The 18,921-nt window shown below is 60.9% G+C and carries 17 protein-coding genes; 10 read left to right on the forward strand and 7 right to left on the reverse strand.

Features of this window, described 5'->3' with window-relative positions; all coding sequences use genetic code 11:
* Positions 1 to 79: 79 nt before the first annotated feature.
* The 3 genes from BFP90_RS23635 to BFP90_RS23645 all read left to right on the forward strand — a co-directional run bounded on the left by BFP90_RS23635 (position 80) and on the right by BFP90_RS23645 (position 3,177).
* Complete coding sequence (locus BFP90_RS23635; RefSeq protein ID WP_065886993.1) at positions 80 to 712, forward strand: LysE family transporter; 633 nt, start codon at positions 80 to 82, stop codon at positions 710 to 712.
* A gap of 111 nt (positions 713 to 823) precedes the next feature.
* Entirely contained in the window at positions 824 to 2,719 is a 1,896-nt protein-coding gene (locus tag BFP90_RS23640; RefSeq protein WP_065893915.1) for a cytochrome c/FTR1 family iron permease, read from the forward strand.
* 2 nt (positions 2,720 to 2,721) lie between these two features.
* A complete protein-coding gene (locus BFP90_RS23645) occupies positions 2,722 to 3,177 on the forward strand; it encodes a YaiI/YqxD family protein (RefSeq protein WP_065886995.1) in 456 nt (151 codons plus the stop codon).
* Between the two features lie 106 nt (positions 3,178 to 3,283).
* Here BFP90_RS23645 and elbB read toward each other — a convergent pair whose 3' ends face one another.
* Positions 3,284 to 3,949: an isoprenoid biosynthesis glyoxalase ElbB gene (elbB, locus tag BFP90_RS23650; RefSeq protein ID WP_065893914.1), complete on the reverse strand. Its 666-nt coding sequence runs from the start codon at positions 3,947 to 3,949 to the stop codon at positions 3,284 to 3,286.
* Between the two features lie 115 nt (positions 3,950 to 4,064).
* Between elbB and BFP90_RS23655 the strand changes: the two genes are divergently transcribed.
* Positions 4,065 to 5,300: a sterol desaturase family protein gene (locus tag BFP90_RS23655; protein WP_065893913.1), complete on the forward strand. Its 1,236-nt coding sequence runs from the start codon at positions 4,065 to 4,067 to the stop codon at positions 5,298 to 5,300.
* Here BFP90_RS23655 and BFP90_RS23660 read toward each other — a convergent pair.
* A complete protein-coding gene (locus BFP90_RS23660; RefSeq protein WP_065886998.1) occupies positions 5,281 to 5,916 on the reverse strand; it encodes a DedA family protein in 636 nt (211 codons plus the stop codon). The genes BFP90_RS23655 and BFP90_RS23660 overlap by 20 nt on opposite strands.
* A 208-nt stretch (positions 5,917 to 6,124) precedes the next feature.
* Here BFP90_RS23660 and hemB point away from each other — a divergent pair, with 208 nt between their 5' ends.
* Positions 6,125 to 7,138 carry a porphobilinogen synthase gene (gene hemB, locus BFP90_RS23665; protein ID WP_065898111.1) on the forward strand — a complete coding sequence of 338 codons (1,014 nt, stop codon included), beginning with the start codon at positions 6,125 to 6,127 and terminating at the stop codon, positions 7,136 to 7,138.
* 17 nt (positions 7,139 to 7,155) lie between these two features.
* The gene (gene ppk1 / locus BFP90_RS23670) at positions 7,156 to 9,378 is read left to right on the forward strand and encodes a polyphosphate kinase 1 (protein ID WP_065893912.1); all 2,223 of its coding nucleotides are present in this window, start codon (positions 7,156 to 7,158) and stop codon (positions 9,376 to 9,378) included.
* A 130-nt stretch (positions 9,379 to 9,508) separates the two neighbouring features.
* Here the strand turns inward: ppk1 and ppx are convergent, their stop codons facing one another.
* Positions 9,509 to 11,011 (reverse strand): exopolyphosphatase, encoded by a 1,503-nt coding sequence (gene ppx / locus BFP90_RS23675; protein ID WP_065893911.1) that lies wholly within the window; start codon positions 11,009 to 11,011, stop codon positions 9,509 to 9,511.
* Between the two features lie 482 nt (positions 11,012 to 11,493).
* Here ppx and BFP90_RS23680 point away from each other — a divergent pair, with 482 nt between their 5' ends.
* From BFP90_RS23680 to BFP90_RS23695, 4 genes are all read left to right on the forward strand, one after another.
* Positions 11,494 to 12,150 carry a DUF1120 domain-containing protein gene (locus tag BFP90_RS23680; RefSeq protein ID WP_065893910.1) on the forward strand — a complete coding sequence of 219 codons (657 nt, stop codon included), beginning with the start codon at positions 11,494 to 11,496 and terminating at the stop codon, positions 12,148 to 12,150.
* 131 nt (positions 12,151 to 12,281) lie between these two features.
* On the forward strand, positions 12,282 to 12,971 hold the full coding sequence (locus tag BFP90_RS23685; RefSeq protein ID WP_083203321.1) for a fimbria/pilus chaperone family protein: 690 nt from the start codon (positions 12,282 to 12,284) through the stop codon (positions 12,969 to 12,971).
* 7 nt (positions 12,972 to 12,978) lie between these two features.
* Entirely contained in the window at positions 12,979 to 15,480 is a 2,502-nt protein-coding gene (locus BFP90_RS23690; RefSeq protein ID WP_065898112.1) for a fimbria/pilus outer membrane usher protein, read from the forward strand.
* Positions 15,470 to 16,018 carry a hypothetical protein gene (locus BFP90_RS23695; RefSeq protein ID WP_065898113.1) on the forward strand — a complete coding sequence of 183 codons (549 nt, stop codon included), beginning with the start codon at positions 15,470 to 15,472 and terminating at the stop codon, positions 16,016 to 16,018. Before BFP90_RS23690 ends, BFP90_RS23695 begins: the two co-directional genes overlap by 11 nt.
* Here BFP90_RS23695 and BFP90_RS23700 read toward each other — a convergent pair.
* The 4 genes from BFP90_RS23700 to BFP90_RS23715 are packed head-to-tail and all read right to left on the reverse strand — an operon-like array spanning position 15,990 to position 18,829.
* Complete coding sequence (locus BFP90_RS23700; protein ID WP_065887006.1) at positions 15,990 to 16,727, reverse strand: amino acid ABC transporter ATP-binding protein; 738 nt, start codon at positions 16,725 to 16,727, stop codon at positions 15,990 to 15,992. The genes BFP90_RS23695 and BFP90_RS23700 overlap by 29 nt on opposite strands.
* Complete coding sequence (locus BFP90_RS23705; RefSeq protein WP_065893906.1) at positions 16,714 to 17,364, reverse strand: amino acid ABC transporter permease; 651 nt, start codon at positions 17,362 to 17,364, stop codon at positions 16,714 to 16,716. Before BFP90_RS23705 ends, BFP90_RS23700 begins: the two co-directional genes overlap by 14 nt.
* Complete coding sequence (locus BFP90_RS23710) at positions 17,361 to 18,029, reverse strand: amino acid ABC transporter permease (RefSeq protein WP_065898114.1); 669 nt, start codon at positions 18,027 to 18,029, stop codon at positions 17,361 to 17,363. The genes BFP90_RS23705 and BFP90_RS23710 overlap by 4 nt, the downstream gene beginning before the upstream one ends.
* Before the next feature lie 14 nt (positions 18,030 to 18,043).
* Complete coding sequence (locus BFP90_RS23715; protein WP_065887009.1) at positions 18,044 to 18,829, reverse strand: transporter substrate-binding domain-containing protein; 786 nt, start codon at positions 18,827 to 18,829, stop codon at positions 18,044 to 18,046.
* Positions 18,830 to 18,921: the final 92 nt, after the last annotated feature.

Below are 18,921 nucleotides of genomic sequence, written 5' to 3' on the forward strand. Positions count from 1 at the left end.
CTTGTAAAAATTTATAGCCAGCCTTTGGTCGCCGGAGTTAGCTTAAGGCACAACCACAAACTCCCTTTCGAGGTGTGCTATGGCACTCGACACGTGGCTGGCTTTTCTCGTGGCCAGCTGGATCATTTCCCTTTCCCCCGGCGCAGGCGCCATCGCCTCGATGTCCAGCGGTCTGCAGTACGGTTTTGTACGCGGCTACTGGAACGCCATTGGCCTGCAACTGGGCCTGGCGATGCAGATTGCCGTGGTGGCGGGCGGCCTGGGGGCGATTCTGGCGACGTCATCGACCGCGTTCTATGCGATCAAATGGTTCGGGGTGGCGTACCTGGTGTACCTGGCCATCAAGCAATGGCGCGCCTTGCCGCTGGACATGACCGATGACGCGGCGATACGTCCGATCGGCAAGCCGCTGGCGATGATGTTCCGCGGGTTCCTGGTCAACGCCAGCAACCCCAAGGCGCTGGTGTTCATGCTCGCGGTGTTGCCGCAGTTCGTGAATCCACAGGCGCCGTTGGCGATTCAGTACCTGATCATCGGTGCGACGATGATCAGCGTCGACATGATCGTGATGGCCGGTTACACGGGTCTGGCCTCGAAAGTCCTGCGCCTGCTGCGCTCGCCGAGACAGCAGAAGCGTGTAAACCGTACGTTCGCCGGGCTGTTCGTCGGTGCCGCCGGTTTTCTCGCCAGCCTGCATCGCGCGACGGCCTGACTGAAGAAACTGGATCAAAATGTGGGAGGGGCGTGACGAAATAACACCTTGAGTCAAATCGGTTAAAGCTCAACAATAGTGTTACTTCGTATTTCCACCTGAGATTCATTCATGACTGCCCCTTTCCGCTTTCTCGCCTGGCTGATGCTGCCGGTGTTGATGTCGTGCAGCTTCAATCTATGGGCCGCGACCGCCGAAGGCGCACCACAGGCTCTGCATTTGCTCGATTACATCGGCGCCGACTACCCGCCGACGGTAGAGGCGGGCAAGGTGGTGGACGACTCGGAATACCGCGAGCAGGTGGAGTTCCTGGGCGTGCTGCAGGGTCTGGTCGCGCAACTGCCGGAAAAACCCGAACGCGCCGAGTTGATAAAGGGCGTCGATGAGTTGCTGGCGGCCGTCACTGCCCATGCAGACGGCGCAACTGTCGCCCGCCAGGCGCGTCAGTTGGGCGCCAAACTGGCAGTGGCGTATGAAGTCAGCCAGGCGCCGGCGATCACTCCAGATCCCACGCGCGGTGCGCCGCTCTACGCACAGCACTGTTCGGTGTGCCACGGTACTGCTGGCGCCGGCGATGGCCCGGCCGCCATGGGCATGACACCGCCGCCGGCTAACCTGCGCGATGCCACGCGACTGGATCGCCTGAGCCTGTATGCGATCTACAACACCCTGGGCCTGGGTGTCGAAGGCACCGACATGCCATCCTTTTCCGATCAGTTGGATGACCGTCAGCGTTGGGACCTCGCCACGTACATCGCAGGTTTCACAGCGGACCCGGCTGCGGCCAAGAGCGAACAGCCCTTCAACCTCGCCGACTTGGCGCGCCAGACGCCCAACGAAGTGCTGGCGGCAGACGGCCCTGCGGCGGCGGCGACCTTCCGCGCCCAGCGTGCACAACCGCCGCAGGTCAAGCGCGGCCCGGCGCAGTTGCTCGATTACACGTCCGCCACCCTGGACAAAAGCCTGGCCGCGTTCCGTAACGGCGACCACGAACAAGCCTATGACCTGTCGGTAGCTGCTTATCTGGAAGGCTTCGAGCTGGTGGAAAGCTCCTTGGATAATGTCGACGCCAATGTGCGCAAGGACACCGAGAAGGCGCTGATGGCCTATCGGCAGTCATTGCAGGACGGACTGCCGATCGAGCAGGTGCAACAGCGCCTGGACGTGGCCAAGGGCAAGCTCGGTGAGTCTGCCGGCTTGCTCGGCGGCGACGGCCTGAGTTGGTCGTTGAGTTACATCTCCGGTTTGCTGATCCTGCTGCGCGAAGGCCTGGAAGCGATCCTGGTGCTTGCCGCGATCCTGGCTTTCCTGCGTAACACCGGCCAGCAATCGGCGGTGCGCAGCGTCAACGTCGGCTGGGGCCTGGCGCTGTTGGCCGGCTTGGCCACCTGGGCGCTGGCGGCGTACGTGATTGATGTCAGCGGCGCCCAGCGTGAATTGCTGGAAGGCTGCACGGCGCTGTTTGCCAGCGTGATGGTGCTGTGGCTGGGCGTCTGGATGCACGACCGGCGCCACGCGGCGGCCTGGCAGGACTACATCAAGAGCAGCCTGGTGGGCGGCGGTGGGCGCTTTGGCTTTGCGCTGCTGGCATTCTTCTCGGTGTACCGCGAACTGTTCGAAGTGATCCTGTTCTACGAAACCCTGTGGCTGCAAGCCGGCCCGGCCGGGCACGAAGCGGTGCTGGCGGGTGGCGCCACCGCCCTGGTGCTGCTGGTGGGCCTGGCCTGGGTGATTCTGCGCGGTTCGGCGAAGCTGCCGCTGGCACTGTTCTTTGGCATCAACGCCGCGCTGTTGTGCGCACTGTCGGTGGTATTCGCCGGGCATGGCGTCAAGGCGCTGCAAGAGGCAGGCATCTTCGGTACTCGGCCGGTGGCGTTTTTTGACTTTGACTGGCTGGGCATTCACGCCGATGCGTATTCGTTGAGTGCGCAGGCCGTGGCGATACTGGCGATCGTGGTGCTGTATGGCCGCAGTCGCCTGGCCGAGAAGCAAAGGGCGGCGGCGTAGGCATGCGGGTCTGGATCGACGCGGACGCTTGCCCACGGGCGGCCAAGGATCAGGTGGTGAAATTCGCCCTCAAGCGTCAATTCGAGGTGGTGCTGGTGGCGGGGCAGAGTCAGATCAAACCTGGCTTTTCCTGCGTGAAGTTGATCGTGGTGCCCAGCGGCCCTGACGCGGCCGATGATTATCTCGTTGAACACGCTGTGCCTGGCGAACTGGTGATCTGCAGCGACGTGCCGTTGGCTGACCGGCTGGTGAAAAAGGGCGTCACGGCCCTTGACCCACGGGGCAAGGAGTTCAGCCCGGCGAACATGAGCGAGCGCCTGGCGGTGCGTAACCTGTTCACCGATCTGCGTGAGCAAGGCCAGATGGGCGGCGGGCCGCCGCCCCATGGTGAAAAAGACAAGCAAGCGTTTGCCAATGCGCTTGACCGCCTGCTTACCCGTTTAATGAAGCCTTTGTAGGAGCGAGCTCGCTCGCGAAGAACGTCAACGATAACGCGGGCATTCTGGATGGACGCGGCGCTCTTAGATTCTTCGCGAGCAAGCTCGCTCCTACAGGAAGAGGGCGTCAGTCGTTTTCGTGGGTCAGTTCCAGCACCCGGTCTACCAGCTTGTTGATGCCCGACGCGACTTCACTGATGTTCTTGCCCAGCATATAGGCCGGCGTACTCACCAACTTGCGCGCGGTGTCCTCGACAATATCTTCCACTGTGCATTCCTGATGGGTGGCGCCCATTTTGTCCAGGGCGGCTGCGGTGTCGGCATCGTTGCCGATGGTGCAGGTCACGCCGGGGCCGTAGATTTTCGCGGCCAGGGCAGGGGAGATGCAGATCAGCCCCACAGGCTTGCCGGCTTCGGCAAAGGCTTCGGCCAATTCCAGGACTTGCGGGTTGACGCTGCAGCCGGCGCCTTGCACGGCAAAATCCGACAGGTTCTTCGCCGCGCCGAACCCACCCGGCACGATCAGCGCATCGAAGTCAGCAGCGTTGGCCTCACGGATATCCTTGACCGCGCCTCGGGCGATGCGCGCTGACTCCACCAATACATTACGCGATTCGGGCATTTCTTCGCCGGTGAGGTGGTTGATCACATGCAACTGCGCAATATCCGGCGCAAAACATTCAACGTGAGCGCCGCGCTGGTCCAGGCGCAGCAGGGTGATCACGCTTTCCTGGATCTCTGCACCGTCGTATACGCCACAGCCGGAAAGGATCACTGCAATCTTTTTGCTCATGGGCATTTCTCCTGATTCATGGCGTTAAATGTCTACTAATTTGTAACCTGTTGCCAATGGGAACTCACGCCACTGCACCTAATCTTGCTGTAACAAAAAAAGACCGGACTAGCCCATGGACTTCGTGCCTTACGCGGTACCGTTTTTCATTGCGTTGATCGTGGTTGAGCTGCTGGCCGACCGCTGGCGCGGTGCGCGCAACTATCGAGTGGCGGATGCCATCAACAGCCTCAGCACCGGGGTGCTGTCCACCACAACCGGATTGCTGACCAAAGGTGTGGGCCTTTTGACTTACGCGTTCGCCCTCAAGCACCTGGCGCTGATCGAGCTGTCGGCCCGGAGTGCCTGGACCTGGGTGTTCGCATTCGTGTTCTACGACTTCTGCTATTACTGGCTGCATCGCATGGGCCATGAGCGCAATATCCTCTGGGCTGCGCACTCCGTGCACCACCAGAGTGAGGACTACAACCTCACCACCGCGCTGCGTCAGACCAGCACCGGCTTCTTGCTGAGCTGGATCTTCTACCTGCCCCTGGCCGTGCTCGGTGTGCCGTTGGTGGTGTTTATCAGCGTGGCTTCGCTCAACCTGCTGTATCAATTCTGGGTCCATACACGTCACGTTCCCAAGCTCGGCTGGTTCGAATGGTTCTTCGTCACCCCGTCCAATCATCGGGCCCACCACGCACAGAACGCTCTCTACATGGATCGCAACTATGGCGGGGTGTTCATTTTTTGGGATCGGCTGTTCGGCACGTTCCAGGAGGAAGATGACAACGAGCCGGTGATCTTCGGTGTAACCACGCCCCTGGCCAGCTGGAACCCGCTGTGGGCAAACCTGCAGTTTTATGCGCAGCTGTGGAACGATGCCCGCCGTACTGAAAGCCACTGGGACAAGTTGCGCATCTGGTTTATGCGCACCGGCTGGCGCCCCGCAGACGTCAAAGCCAAGTATCCGCTGGCCAAGCCGGACCTGGCCCGGTTCCGCAAATTCGAGGTGCCGCTGGACAGACGCCAACAGGTTTATGTCGCGTTGCAATTCGCAGTTTACGTGGGGTTTGGCAGCTATCTGATGAATATCGGCGAAGGTCTGCCCACGGAGGCGCTGGTCCTGGGCTGGGGAGCGATGGCGTTGGGGCTGTTCACGTTGGGGGTCGCGTTGGAGAATCGCCCGTGGTCGCTGAAGGCCGAGTGGGTGCGCCTGGGGCTGAATGTGCCCTTGGCAGGGCTGGCCCCGTGGGTCGGCCTGTGGCCCGCCGGCAACCTGGGCTGGCTGGGCCTGGCGAGCTACAGCGTGCTCAGCGTGATCGGCCTCTACTGCTGCAGGGGCCGGCTTACGCGTCTGGCGTCTTAGGCGTTTCGACCGGCGCGGGTTCGGCAGCGCGCCGAGCCTTGGCCTCGGCGCATGCCTCGCGGGCGATGCGGGCATTCTTGAAGCGGCGTCGCAGCCACAGGCCAAAACCCAGCACCAGCAAGGCGCCCAGCACCCACAGCTCGTATTTCTTGACGCTGCCGAGCATGCCTTCGAGCACTGCGCCGAAGTGGTAGGCCGCAGCCCCCAGCGCTGCCGCCCATATCGCTGCACCAATACCGTTAAGGATCAGATAGCGCAGGGGCGGGTAGCCGGACAGGCCAATCGCCACGGGCATGACCGTGCGCAAACCGTAGACGAAGCGAAAGCTCAGTACCCAGATATCCGGATGCTTGCGGATATGCTCCAGCGCCTTGTCGCCCATCAATTGCCAGCGCGGTTTGCGCGCCAGCAACTTGCGGCCGTGCTTGCGCCCCATGTAGTACCAAAGCTGGTCGCCGGCGTAGCTGCCGAAGAAGGCAACGACCACTACCAGGTTGATATCCATGTATCCACGAAACGCCAGGAAGCCTGCGAGTACGAGGATGGTCTCGCCTTCGAAGAACGTGCCGAGGAAGAGGGCAAAGTAGCCGAAGTCATGCAGAAATTGTTGAAGCATGGTCTAGGGTGCTGGCGAAATGAACGCGCAGCCTACGCCTTCACGAAGATTCATGAAAGTATCGAGATGTGTCACGAAGTGAACAATTCCTATGTCAGTGCAGAATGTGACTACAGGTCGCATCGATAAGCACAACTGTCATTCGTTCGTCATAATGGCCGCTTATAACTGCACCGCTCGCCCGTAAACGCGGGCTCAGGAGTCTGTCGTGAGCTTTACCCCCGCCAATCGGCTGTTCCCCGCCACGCGTCTGCGTCGTAACCGTCGTGATGATTTTTCGCGCCGTCTGGTACGTGAAAATGTACTGACGACGAATGATCTGATCCTGCCGGTATTCGTGCTGGACGGCGAAAATCGCCGGGAAGCGGTGGCTTCGATGCCAGGGGTGGAGCGCTTGAGCATCGATCTGCTGCTTGAAGAAGCCGCGCATTGGGTGGCGCTGGGCATTCCGGCGCTGGCGCTGTTCCCGGTAACGCCCGCAGAGCTCAAGTCACTTGACGCGGCCGAAGCCTGGAATCCGCAGGGCATCGCCCAGCGCGCCACCCGCGCCCTGCGCGAGCGTTTCCCGCAGCTTGGGGTGATCACCGACGTAGCCCTCGATCCATTCACCACCCATGGGCAGGATGGCATCCTCGATCCGTCAGGCTACGTCGAGAACGACATCACCGTCGATGCGCTGGTCAAGCAGGCCTTGTCTCACGCGGCGGCCGGTGCCCAGGTGGTGGCGCCGTCGGACATGATGGACGGTCGCATCCAGGCGATTCGCGAAGCGCTTGAGCTGGCCGGACATGTCAACGTGCGGATCATGGCCTACTCGGCCAAGTATGCCAGCGCCTATTACGGCCCCTTCCGCGAGGCAGTGGGCTCGGCCCTGAACCTGGGCAAGGCCGACAAGGCTTCGTACCAGATGGACCCGGCCAACAGCCATGAGGCCCTGCACGAAGTGGCGGCCGACCTGGCCGAAGGCGCCGATATGGTCATGGTCAAGCCAGGGATGCCTTACCTGGACATCCTTTGCCGGGTCAAAGAGGAATTCAAAGTGCCGACCTTTGTCTATCAGGTCAGCGGTGAATACGCCATGCACATGGCCGCAATCCAGAATGGTTGGTTGAGTGAAGGGGTGATCCTCGAATCCCTGACAGCCTTTAAACGTGCCGGCGCTGATGGCATTCTGACCTACTTCGCCGCCCGCGCTGCCCAATTGCTTAGAGAGCAACAATAGCCCTCACAGGAACACTCATGAATACCGAAGGACTTACAGAAGTTGCCGTAAAAGACGCTCATCCGGTGGTTGAACAAGTCGCCGAGACCCCGCCGGAGCTGGAGCCGGCCCCGCCTGCGGTGGTTGCCGAAGCGCCGGCGCCGGCGCCGGTTGCCGTGGTCACCAACCTGGATGACAGCAGCCTGTACATCCACCGCGAGCTGTCACAACTGCAATTCAACATCCGCGTGCTGGAACAGGCGCTGGATGAGTCCTATCCGTTGCTGGAACGGCTCAAATTCCTGCTGATTTTCTCGAGCAACCTGGACGAATTCTTCGAAATCCGGGTCGCCGGCCTCAAGAAGCAGATTACCTTCGCGCGTGAGCAAGCCGGGGCCGACGGCCTGCAACCGCACCAGGCCCTGGCGCGCATCAGTGAGCTGGTGCACGGCCATGTGGACCGCCAATACGCGATCCTCAACGACATCCTGCTGCCGGAACTGGAAAAACATCAGGTTCGCTTCATCCGTCGCCGTCACTGGACCACCAAGATCAAGACCTGGGTGCGCCGTTACTTCCGTGACGAGATCTCACCGATCATCACCCCGATCGGCCTCGACCCGACGCACCCATTCCCGTTGCTGGTGAACAAGAGCCTCAACTTTATCGTCGAGCTGGAAGGCATCGACGCCTTCGGCCGCGACTCGGGCCTGGCGATCATCCCGGCGCCGCGTCTGTTGCCACGCATCATCAAGGTACCCGAAGAAGTGGGGGGCGCTGGGGATAACTATGTATTCCTGTCGTCGATGATCCATGCGCACGCCGATGACCTGTTCCAGGGCATGAAGGTCAAGGGCTGCTACCAGTTCCGCCTGACCCGTAACGCCGACCTGGCGCTGGACTCCGAAGACGTCGAAGACCTGGCGCGTGCCCTGCGCGGCGAGCTGTTTTCGCGGCGCTACGGCGATGCGGTGCGCCTGGAAGTGGCCGACACCTGCCCCAAACACCTGTCGGACTACCTGCTCAAGCAGTTCAACCTGGCCGAATCCGAGTTGTATCAGGTCAATGGCCCGGTCAACCTGACGCGCCTGTTCAGCATCACCGGCCTGGACAGCCATCCGGAGCTGCAATACAAGCCGTTTACGCCGCAAATCCCGAAACTGCTGCAGAACAGCGAGAACATCTTCAGCGTGGTGAGCAAGCAGGACATCCTGCTGCTGCACCCCTTCGAATCGTTCACGCCGGTGGTCGACCTGTTGCGCCAGGCCGCCAAGGACCCTCACGTGCTGGCCGTGCGCCAGACGCTGTACCGCTCAGGCGCCAACTCGGAAATCGTCGATGCGCTGGTGGATGCTGCGCGTAACGGCAAGGAAGTCACCGCAGTGATCGAGCTGCGGGCGCGCTTTGATGAGGAGTCCAACCTGCAACTGGCCAGCCGTCTGCAAGCGGCCGGTGCGGTGGTGATCTACGGCGTGGTCGGCTTCAAGACCCACGCCAAGATGATGCTGATCCTGCGCCGCGAAGCCGGTGAGATCGTGCGTTACGCTCACTTGGGCACCGGCAACTACCACGCCGGCAACGCCAAGCTCTACACCGACTACAGCCTGCTGACCTCCGACGACGCCTTGTGCGAAGACGTCGGCAAGCTGTTCAGCCAGCTCATCGGCATGGGCAAGACCTTGCGCATGAAGAAGCTGCTGCACGCGCCGTTTACCCTGAAGAAGGGCATGCTCGACATGATTGCCCGCGAGACCCAGTTTGCCCTCGACGGCAAGCCGGCGCACATCATCGCCAAATTCAACTCGCTGACCGATCCGAAGATCATCCGCGCGCTGTACAAGGCCAGCCAGTCGGGCGTGCGTATCGACCTGGTGGTACGTGGCATGTGCTGCCTGCGCCCGGGCATTGTCGGCGTCTCGCATAACATCCATGTGCGCTCGATCATCGGCCGCTTCCTGGAGCACACGCGGGTGTTCTACTTCCTGAACGGCGGCGAAGAGCAGATGTTCCTCTCCAGCGCCGACTGGATGGAGCGCAACCTCGACAAGCGTGTGGAGACCTGTTTCCCGGTGGAAGGCAAAAAGCTGATCATGCGCGTCAAGAAGGAGCTGGAAAGCTACCTGACCGACAACACCCATAGCTGGAGTTTGCAGTCGGACGGGCGGTATGTACGCAACACGCCGACCGGCAACCAGAACGCGCGCAGTGCACAGGCGACGCTGCTGGAGAAGCTGGGCAGCCCGATCCTGACGGTGAACTAGAGCCCAGCGCGGTGTGAAAAATGTGGGAGGGGCGGTGCGACGATTCGACTTGCCCCCGATAGCGGTGGGTCAGTCACTTATTTGTAAACTGACCCACTGCCATCGGGGGCAAGCCCCCTCCCACATTTGGTTAGCGCAAGTTCAGGCTGAACCCAACCCGCGTCAGCCACTCCGCTTCCTGGGCGAAGTCCGCCTGGGTCAGCTGGTTTTCGTCCAGCCAGCCTTTGGGGAACATCACTTCCAGGCTGTCGCCGTCGGCGCGCAGTTTCACCTGGGGCATTTCCTGGGTGCCGCGGATGTGGTGGAACAGGATTGCAAAGCGCAACAGCGCGCACAGCCGAATCAGCTTGATGCCGTCCATGCCGAACTCGGCAAACTTGTCCTTGGGAATATTGCGGCGGTGACCGCGCACCAGCAGCGCGAGCATCTGCTGATCTTCCCGTGAGAATCCGGCCAGGTCCGAGTGCTCGATCAGGTAGGCGCCGTGCTTGTGATAGTGGTAGTGGGCGATGTCCAGGCCCACTTCGTGCACCTTGGCGGCCCAGCCCAGCAGTTCGCGCCATACACCGTTTTGCAGGTCCCAGTCGTCGGCCACCTGGTCGAAGGCATGCAGGGCTTTGCGCTCGACGCGCGCCGCTTGCTCCAGGTCGACGTGGTAGCGCTCCATCAGCGAACTGAGGGTGCGCTCACGCACGTCTTCATGATGATGGCGACCGAGCAGGTCATAGAGCACACCTTCGCGCAGGGCGCCGTCACAGTGGTCCATGCGTTGCAGTTCGAGGGCGTCGAAGATGGCTTCAAGAATCGCCAGGCCCGCCGGGAAGATGGTGCGGCGGTCAGGCTTGATGCCGTCGAAGTCGATCTTCTCGGCATCCCCCAGCTTGAACAGCTTGCGCTTGAGCCACGCCAGGCCTTCGGCATTCACCTCGCCAGTGCCATGGCCGCCGGCCTTGAGCGCCAGGCCGATGGCACGGATGGTGCCGGAGGAGCCGATGGCTTCATCCCAGCTCAGGCGGTGCAGGGCGTGTTCGATACTCATGATCTCCAGACGCGCCGCCGTGTAGGCCTGGGCATAGCGCGCCGGGGTGATCTTGCCGTCCTTGAAATAACGCTGCGTGTAGCTGACGCAGCCCATCTGCAGGCTTTCGCGCAGCAGGGGTTCGAAACGCTGGCCGATGATGAATTCGGTGCTGCCGCCGCCAATGTCCGCGACCAGGCGTTTGCCCGGGGTGTCGGCCAGCGTATGGGAAACCCCGAGGTAAATCAGGCGCGCTTCTTCGCGGCCGGAAATAACCTCTACCGGGTGCCCGAGGATTTCCTCGGCGCGATGGATGAATTCATTGCGGTTGCGGGCTTCGCGCAAGGCGTTGGTGCCCACTATTCGTACAGCGCCAGGGGGCATGCCGTTGATCAGTTGCGCAAAGCGCTTGAGGCAGTCGAGCCCACGCTGCATGGATTCTTCATTGAGCTGACGTTCGTCGTTGATCCCGGCAGCCAGTTGCACTTTCTCGCCGAGCCGCTCAAGGATGCGGATTTCACCGTTCTGGGCCTTGGCCACGACCATGTGAAAGCTGTTGGAGCCCAGGTCGATGGCTGCGATCAGGGACAGATTCTTGGCTTGGGATTGCGGCATGGTTTGGGGATCTCGGTCGATAACCCAACCATCGTGCCACGATCGACCGCTGGAGCCAACGCGTTGTGCTTCGGTAATTTTTCTGAAGCTGTCTGCGGGGATATCTTGTGAGATATGTAGGGTGATATCCCATGATAGCTGCTGAGTAGTGACTTAGTTTTGTAGGGGTTTTTAACTCTGGTTGTAGTAATGCCGGATTTTGATTATTCCTACAAAGTGCGTTTGGTTATTCCAGCTATTAATTTGTCTTGGCCTACCTTGAAGTTGTTATTAGGTAGCCTGAAATTTTTACTGTTCTTACAGTGGTCGTAGTTTTATCCGATTCTTTAATGCGGCGCCAAAGCGACACACTGTTATCCGGCAATTGTGCCTTGGTGTTATCTATGTGTCGTTGTGCATGTCCGGGAAGATAAGGTGTTTGGCGATGGAGCCGCCAAGACGACAACAGAAAGCACCTGATAACTTTAAGTGACAGGTCGAATATGAAGAAAATTGTTGGATTGACCCTGGGTCTCGCCTGCATGGCGGCAAACATCGGTGCCCATGCTGCCACCAGCGCCGAACTGATCGTCAGGGGCGTCATCAAGCCCGCTGCCTGCAACCTCAGCATGAGCGGCGGCGGCATTATCAACTACGGCGATATTCCCTCCGGTCAACTGTCCCAGACGGCGTTCAACGCGCTTGGCGAAAAAACCACGCCTATCACCGTCAGCTGTGGCAATACGCCGGCGCAGTTCGGGCTCAAGTTTGTCGACCTGCAAGCCGGCAGCAAGGTAACGGGCATACTCGCGGCACTCGGAGGAGGTTACACCGAGGCGCAGAACTTTGGGTTGGGCACCGTGGCCGGTCGCAAGACCGGTGGTTTTGCCGTGACCCTCAAGGACCTGCGCTCGCCGAGCGCAACGCTGTCTCCGATCATGCGTGTCAGCAGTGGCGCCTGGCAAAACAGCGATGGCAAGGTTGCACAGTCGCCTAGTCAATATTCCTGGCGCAGTGGTTCATCGCCCACGCCTGCCGCGATCTCCCAGTTGACCGGGACGATCACGGTGCGAGCGGTTATCAATAAAGGCCAGGACCTGGACCTGAGCCGCGACGTTACTCTGGATGGGCGCGCAACACTTGAACTGAGTTACATCTAAGCGACATAACGACAGTCGATCAAGAGGCTTGATGTTTCTGATCGACTGTTTTTTATGCGCGGCCGGCGATCAGCAGTCAACTTTAAGGTTGTGGGGAGCACAGTGTGTCCAGTCGTCCAGTATTAAAAAATATGCGCTTATTATTTGCAATGTTGATGCTCTGTGTTGTCGGTGTTGCGGTGGCAGATGGCATGTTGCCCGAAACCACGGTCATTGTGCTGAACGAAGAGCAGGGTGAAGCGACTATAAACATCAAGAATACCGACGCGGCGCCAGCATTACTGCATTCGGTAATAGAAAATGTGCCTGAAGATATGGAACCGCTTTTGATCGTAACGCCGCCTATTGCGCGGGTGGAAGCGGGAGAGACGCAACTGGTCCGTTTTATCAGCACTTTGAAGGCACCGTTGAAGACTCAGCGGTTAAAGCGCGTAACTTTTGAAGGCATCCCCCAGGCGCGTGCTGCGGGCGGTGCGACCATTGGTATCACCCTGCGGCAGAACTTGCCGCTGATCCTGCATCCCCAGGGTCTGCCCGTTCATCACACGCCCTGGGAACTGTTGAAGTGGCGGAGCACAGGGCAACGCTTGTCGGTTCACAACGACAGCGCTTATGTGGTGCGCATGGCACCACAGGTCCGGTTATTGCCACAGGGAACCCTGGCTACGTTGCCACGCACCTACATCCTGCCGGGCGAAGCGCTGGCGGTGAAGGTTGAAGGCCCCCTGCAGGGACTCACCGGCATTGAGATTCAGCCGGCCACGATCTACGGCTTTTCGGTAGAAAACTACCGGGCCCCGATCACTGCCGATGGGGGTTGATCAACCCATGACCAACCTGTCGAATCACCGAACTGGAACATCTTTACGGGCCCGCCGACCCACCCTGCTCGTGGGGGTCGCGACACTCTGGAGTTTGCCTGGCGTTGTCCCGGCGTTGGAGTTGGGCGAGGGCTTTGACCTGGCGGCATTGACCACGCACGGTATTGACCCGAAAGTCTCGGACTACTTTCGCACGGCGGCGCGCTTTCGCGAGGGCACCCAGGTGGTGGGATTGCAAGTCAATGGCAACCCGCTCGGGTTGGTGGACGCACAGTTCGATGCCAATGGGCAGTTGTGCTTTACCCCGGCGTTGCTGGAAAAAGCCGGGTTGGTAAAGCCTGATGGGGTCGTGCGCAAGGGCGCCACCGCCGACCAGACGTGCCATGACTTCCTGGGAGCCTTCCCTACCACCATGGTGCGGTTGCGCCCGGGCAACGACGAGGTGTCTCTGGTGGTGCCCACTTCATCATTGCGCGGACCGCAGTGGGAAGCCGGCGATTTTGCCCGGGGCGGGGCGGCGGCGCTGTTCAACTATGACGTGCAAGGTTTCGACAGCCATTCGCGCGGCGGGAACAACCGGTTCGTATCGGCCTACACCGAAGCGGGCTTCAACCTGGGTGATTGGATTGTTCGCAGTCGTCAACTCTATGTCTCCGATAATGGCGTGGCGCACAATGAGCACCTGTATGCCTATGCGCAGCGGGACATCGCCGCATTGCAGTCGACGTTCCAGGCTGGCCAGCTTTCCAGCAACAACCCATTGTTTGGCGGCATCCAACTGTCGGGTGTGCAGTTTTCCCCCGACGGGCAGTCGCGCGTGCCGGCAGGCAGCAATAATGCCGTGGTGGAGGGTTTGGCCCAGAGCCAGTCGCGCATCGAGGTGCGGCAGTCCGGTGTGTTGATCCACAGTACGCTGGTGCCCGAGGGGCCTTTCCGACTGACCGGTTTGCCGTTGCTCAATGGCACGAGCGACCTTGAGGTCAGTGTGATCGACGTGCGCGGAGCCCGACGCAGCTTCGTGGTGCCGGCGGCTTCGTTCGCCGGCGCCGTGCCGGCGGCGCCTGGTTATTATTTTTCCCTGGGCAAGGTACGTGAAGAAACGCAGGGTGAGGGCCCTTCGCCCATTGTCGCAATGGGCAGCGGGACCTGGGCGTTGGGGCGTGACTCATCCGCCGGTTTCGGCTTGTTGAGCAGCGACGAGTACTGGTCGGCAGGTGGCACGTTGAGCAGTGTGTTTTTCCAGCGGGTCTCGGTGGGCGCGCGCCATAAGCTGTCCCGCGACAGCCGTAATGCGGTGTCCGGTTCACGCAGTAGCGTATCCGTGAGCAGCCCGGTCTCCGCTGGCATCGATCTCAATCTCAGCGCCACCAGCCAGACCCGGGGCTATCGCGAGGTGGTCGAGGTCGGCCAGCCCCTCGAGGGCGATGTGCTGGAATCGCGCTTCAAGAATCAATACACGGCGGGCGTGACATGGGTCGACCCCACCCTGGGGGCGTTCTCCCTGAACTATAACCACAACGCTCAATTTGACGGACAATCGAGCGAACATGTATTCGCGTCATGGAACAAGTCGTTCCGTTACGCCGATGTTGCGTTGATTGCCGACTCCCAGGTCGGCAGCACCCAGTCCCGCCGTGACGCTGCGCGGGATCGTAGCCGGCGCGACACCGTGCGCGAGGATGACTTGTCCTTGCGGTTGCAGGTCAGCGTGCCCTTGGGCGTTGATCGTCGCGTGAGCAGCTATGTCAGCCGCCGTGGGGGGCAATCCCGTGCCGGTACGGCGCTCAATGAGCGGGTCAACGAGTATGTGAATTACGAGGTGGGCGTCGAGCGCGACCTCAGTGCGAGGGAGCAATCGGTGCGCGGCCAGGTAGATCTCACGCCGCGTTATACCCGAGTCGGTCTGGGTGCCAGTCGCGACTCATTGGGCACCAGTTATAACGGGCAATTGCAAGGAGGTGTGGTCGCTCACGGAGGTGGGATCACCTTCTCGCCTTACACGGTGCAGGACACCTTCGGTATTGCGTCGGTAGGCGACATTGGTGCTGCCAAAATCGACACCCCGCAAGGCCCTGTATGGACCGATTTCACCGGCCAGGCCGTGCTTCCAGGTTTGCCTGCCTACTCCAACAGCCACATCGAAGTGCAAACCCAGTCCTTGCCAAAGCGCGTTGATTTGAAGAACGGCACCCGGGTACTCGCCGCAGGTCGCGGTTCCGTCAACACAGTGGCATTCGATGTGGTGAAAGTGCGCCGTATGCTGGTCAACGCCACGGATGATCAGGGTCGACCATTGCCTCAGGGGGCTGCGGTGTTCGGCAAGGGCGATCGTTTTCTAACCAGCGTGGTGGGCGAGGGCACGATCTTTCTCAATGACGTGAACGACTTGCTGGACCTGAAGGTTTTACTGCCGGACTCTGCCAGTTGCCTGCTGAACATTTCACCTGGAGGCCAGCCTGACAATGACAAGTTCTTCGAAACCACTGCGGCGGTGTGCCATGGTCGGTAAGCTCGCAAGCATCGGCGCTGCGCTGTTCTGTACGGTGTTGCTGACTCAGGAGGCACGGGCCGAAAACTGCCGGTTGTCGTTGAGCCAACCGCGTATCGACTACGGTGTCATTCGCAGGGAGGCGCTGGCCGAAAGCGCTACGGTCACGCTCGGTACGCGATCGCTGCAGCTCAACGTGTTGTGTGTCGAGCCATCGGCAATGGCGTTGCGGTTTATCGGTGCCGCCAATGGGCAAACGTTCCGCTTCGGCCAGCAGGGCCGACTGCGGTTGAGCCTCAAGCATGCACAGGTGGATGGGCGTCCCGTCGAATGGGCGATGATGAGCCAGCCTGATGGCGGCGCGGGCGGGCAGTTATTGCCCGGACAGGTCCTGGTGGCCCGTGCCGCAGGGGGACTGGTGACAGGCCAGCGCTTGACGGCTCAGGTCGACATCGACACCGACCTGCCCGCCGACGCCTTGCAAGTACGCAGCCAGACGCTGTTGGAAGGGCAGGGTAGTTTTGAACTGGTCAGCCCGGCTGTTCCACGGAGCCGATGAAGTTGGCGAGCTCGGGCGTTTGCGGGTTGGCAAACACGACCTTGGGGTCGCCCACTTCATGCACCTTGCCCTGGTGCATGAACACCAGCTTGTCACCGACTTCGCGGGCGAAGCGCATTTCGTGGGTCACCATGATCAGCGTCATGCCGTCTTTGGCCAGTTGGCGCACCACACTGAGCACTTCATTGACCAGTTCCGGGTCCAGGGCCGAGGTGATTTCGTCGCACAACAGCACCTTGGGCGACATGGCCAGCGCGCGGGCAATTGCTACACGTTGCTGCTGGCCGCCAGACAGGCGGTCGGGGAAGGCATCGAACTTCTCCCCCAGACCCACGCGTTCCAGCATCTGCTTGGCCAGCTGCGCTGCCTTGGCCTTGGGCACTTTCTGCACCACCTGTGGCGCGAGCATGACGTTTTCGCCCACGGTCAAATGTGGAAACAGGTTGAATTGTTGAAACACCATGCCGACCTTCTGTCGCAGGCTGCGCAGGTCGGCGCGGGCGGCGTCGAGGTATTCGCCATCGACTTCGATCACGCCGTCGTTGATCGACTCCAGGCCATTGAGGGTACGCAGCAGGGTGGATTTACCCGAGCCACTGCGGCCGATGATCGCCACCACCTGGCCTTCTTCAACGGTCAGGTCAATGCCCTTGAGCACGTGGTGATCGCCGTAATATTTATGCAGGGCAGAAATTCTAAGCAGAGGCATGCAGTCTCCTTTCCAGATAGCGCGCACTGAGGGACAAGGGGTAGCAGAGCAGGAAGTAACCGAGGGCCACGAGGCCGTAGACCATGAAAGGTTCGAAGGTGGCGTTGGCGAGCATGCCGCCGGTCTTGGTCAGCTCGGTAAAGCCGATGATCGAGGTCACGGCGGTGCCTTTGACCACCTGCACCGAAAACCCTACGGTCGGCGCCACGGCAATACGCAGGGCCTGGGGCAGGATCACGTAGCGCAGTTGTTCAAGAGGGTTGAGCGCCAGGCTGGCCGACGCCTCCCACTGCCCATGGGCAATGGAGTCAACGCAGCCGCGCCAGATCTCGGCGAGGTAGGCGCTGGTAAACAGGGTCAGGGCAATGGCTGCCGCCAGCCACGGCGAGATATCCACACCGAGCAGGGCAACGCCGAAGAACACCAGAAACAGCTGCATCAGCAGCGGCGTGCCCTGGAACAGCTCGATATAGGTGCGCGCAACATTGCGCGCGAATGCCTTTTTGCTGATGCGCAGGGTCATCACCAGCAACCCGATCAGGCCCCCGCCGATGAACGCCACCAGCGACAGCAACAGCGTCCATTGCAGGCCGGTGAGCAGGTTGCGCACGATGTCCCAGAAGGAAAAATCACTCATCGACTGTTCCTCATCACATAGCGGCGGCCGATCCAGTTCAGCAACTGGCGAATCATCAACGCCATGCACAGGTACACCAGGGTGGTCAGGGCATAGGTTTCAAAGGCGCGGAAATTGCGCGATTGAATGAAGTTGGCGGCAAAGCTCAGCTCTTCGGTGGCAATCTGCGAACACACCGCCGAGCCGAGCATCACGATGATGATCTGGCTGCTCAGGGCCGGCCACACCTTGCCCAGTGCCGGCAGCAGCACCACATGACGGAACGCTTCGAAACGCGTCATCGCCAGTGCGGCGGCGGCTTCCAGCTGCCCCTTCGGGACGGCCTGGATGCCGGCACGGATGATCTCGGTGGAATAGGCGCCCAGGTTGATCACCATCGCCAGCACTGCGGCTTGCCACTCCGTGATCTTCAACCCCAGGGAGGGCAGGCCGAAAAAAATGAAGAACAGCTGCACCAGGAACGGCGTGTTGCGGATCAACTCGACATACACCCCGAAAAACCAGGCGAACGGCTGGATCTTCCACGCCCGCACGACGGCGCCGAGCGTGCCCAGGGCCACGCCGAGGATGGCGCCGATGGCCGTCAGCTCAAGGGTGAACAGCGCGCCGCGCAACAGCAGGTCGGTGTTGGCCAGCACCGGCACAAAGTCAAATTGATACGCCATGGATCAACTCCGGCTTAGAGGTCGGCAGGCAAGGGCTCTTTGAGCCATTGCAGCGCGTTCTTTTCAAGGCTGCCGTCGGCCTTGGCCGCGACCAGGATCTGGTTGACCTTCTCCAGCAACGCCGGCTCGTTCTTGTTCACGCCGACGTACACCGGCGAGTCCTTGAGCTTCACTTTCAGCGCCGGTACGCGCTTGGGATTGCGCTCACTGATCGCCACCATCACCACGTTGCCGCTGGCGATCAGGTCGACCTGGCCGGCCAGATAGGCGGCGATGGTCGAGTTGTTGTCTTCAAAGCGCTTGATGGTCGCCTCCTTGGGCGCGACAGCCGTCAGCTCGATGTCCTCGATGGCGCCACGGGTCACGCTGATAGTCTTGCCCTTGAGGTCGTCGGTGCTGCTGACGGCGGCGTCAGGCGGGCCGAATACGGCGAGGTAGAAAGGTGCGTAGGCCCTGGAGAAGTCGATGACTTTTTCGCGCTCGGGGTTCTTGCCCAGGCTGGAGATCACCAGGTCCACCTTGCCGGTGGTGAGGAACGGGATGCGGTTGGTGCTGTTGACCGGGGTCAACTCCAGCTTGACCTTGAGTTGGTCGGCCAACAGCTTGGCGGTGTCGATGTCCAGGCCGCGGGGTTTCATGTCGGGGCCTACCGAACCGAATGGCGGGAAGTCCTGCGGCACAGCAACCTTGAGGGTGCCACGGGCGACGATATCGTCCAGACCGTTGGCCTGGGCGGGTGCCTGGCTCAGCATCAGGCTGGCAAACAGGGCAGTGAGCAGGGCGCTGTAGCGCTTGGTCATGGCAACTCTCCGAGAAGGGCGAAGGAATTTTCTGAATTTGCTCAGTGCACAGCCCATGCCAGCCCTCTTGGAAGAGGCTGTAAGGCACGCAG

Source organism: Pseudomonas sp. 24 E 13 (genome assembly GCF_900004715.1).
GTDB lineage: Bacteria > Pseudomonadota > Gammaproteobacteria > Pseudomonadales > Pseudomonadaceae > Aquipseudomonas > Aquipseudomonas orientalis_A.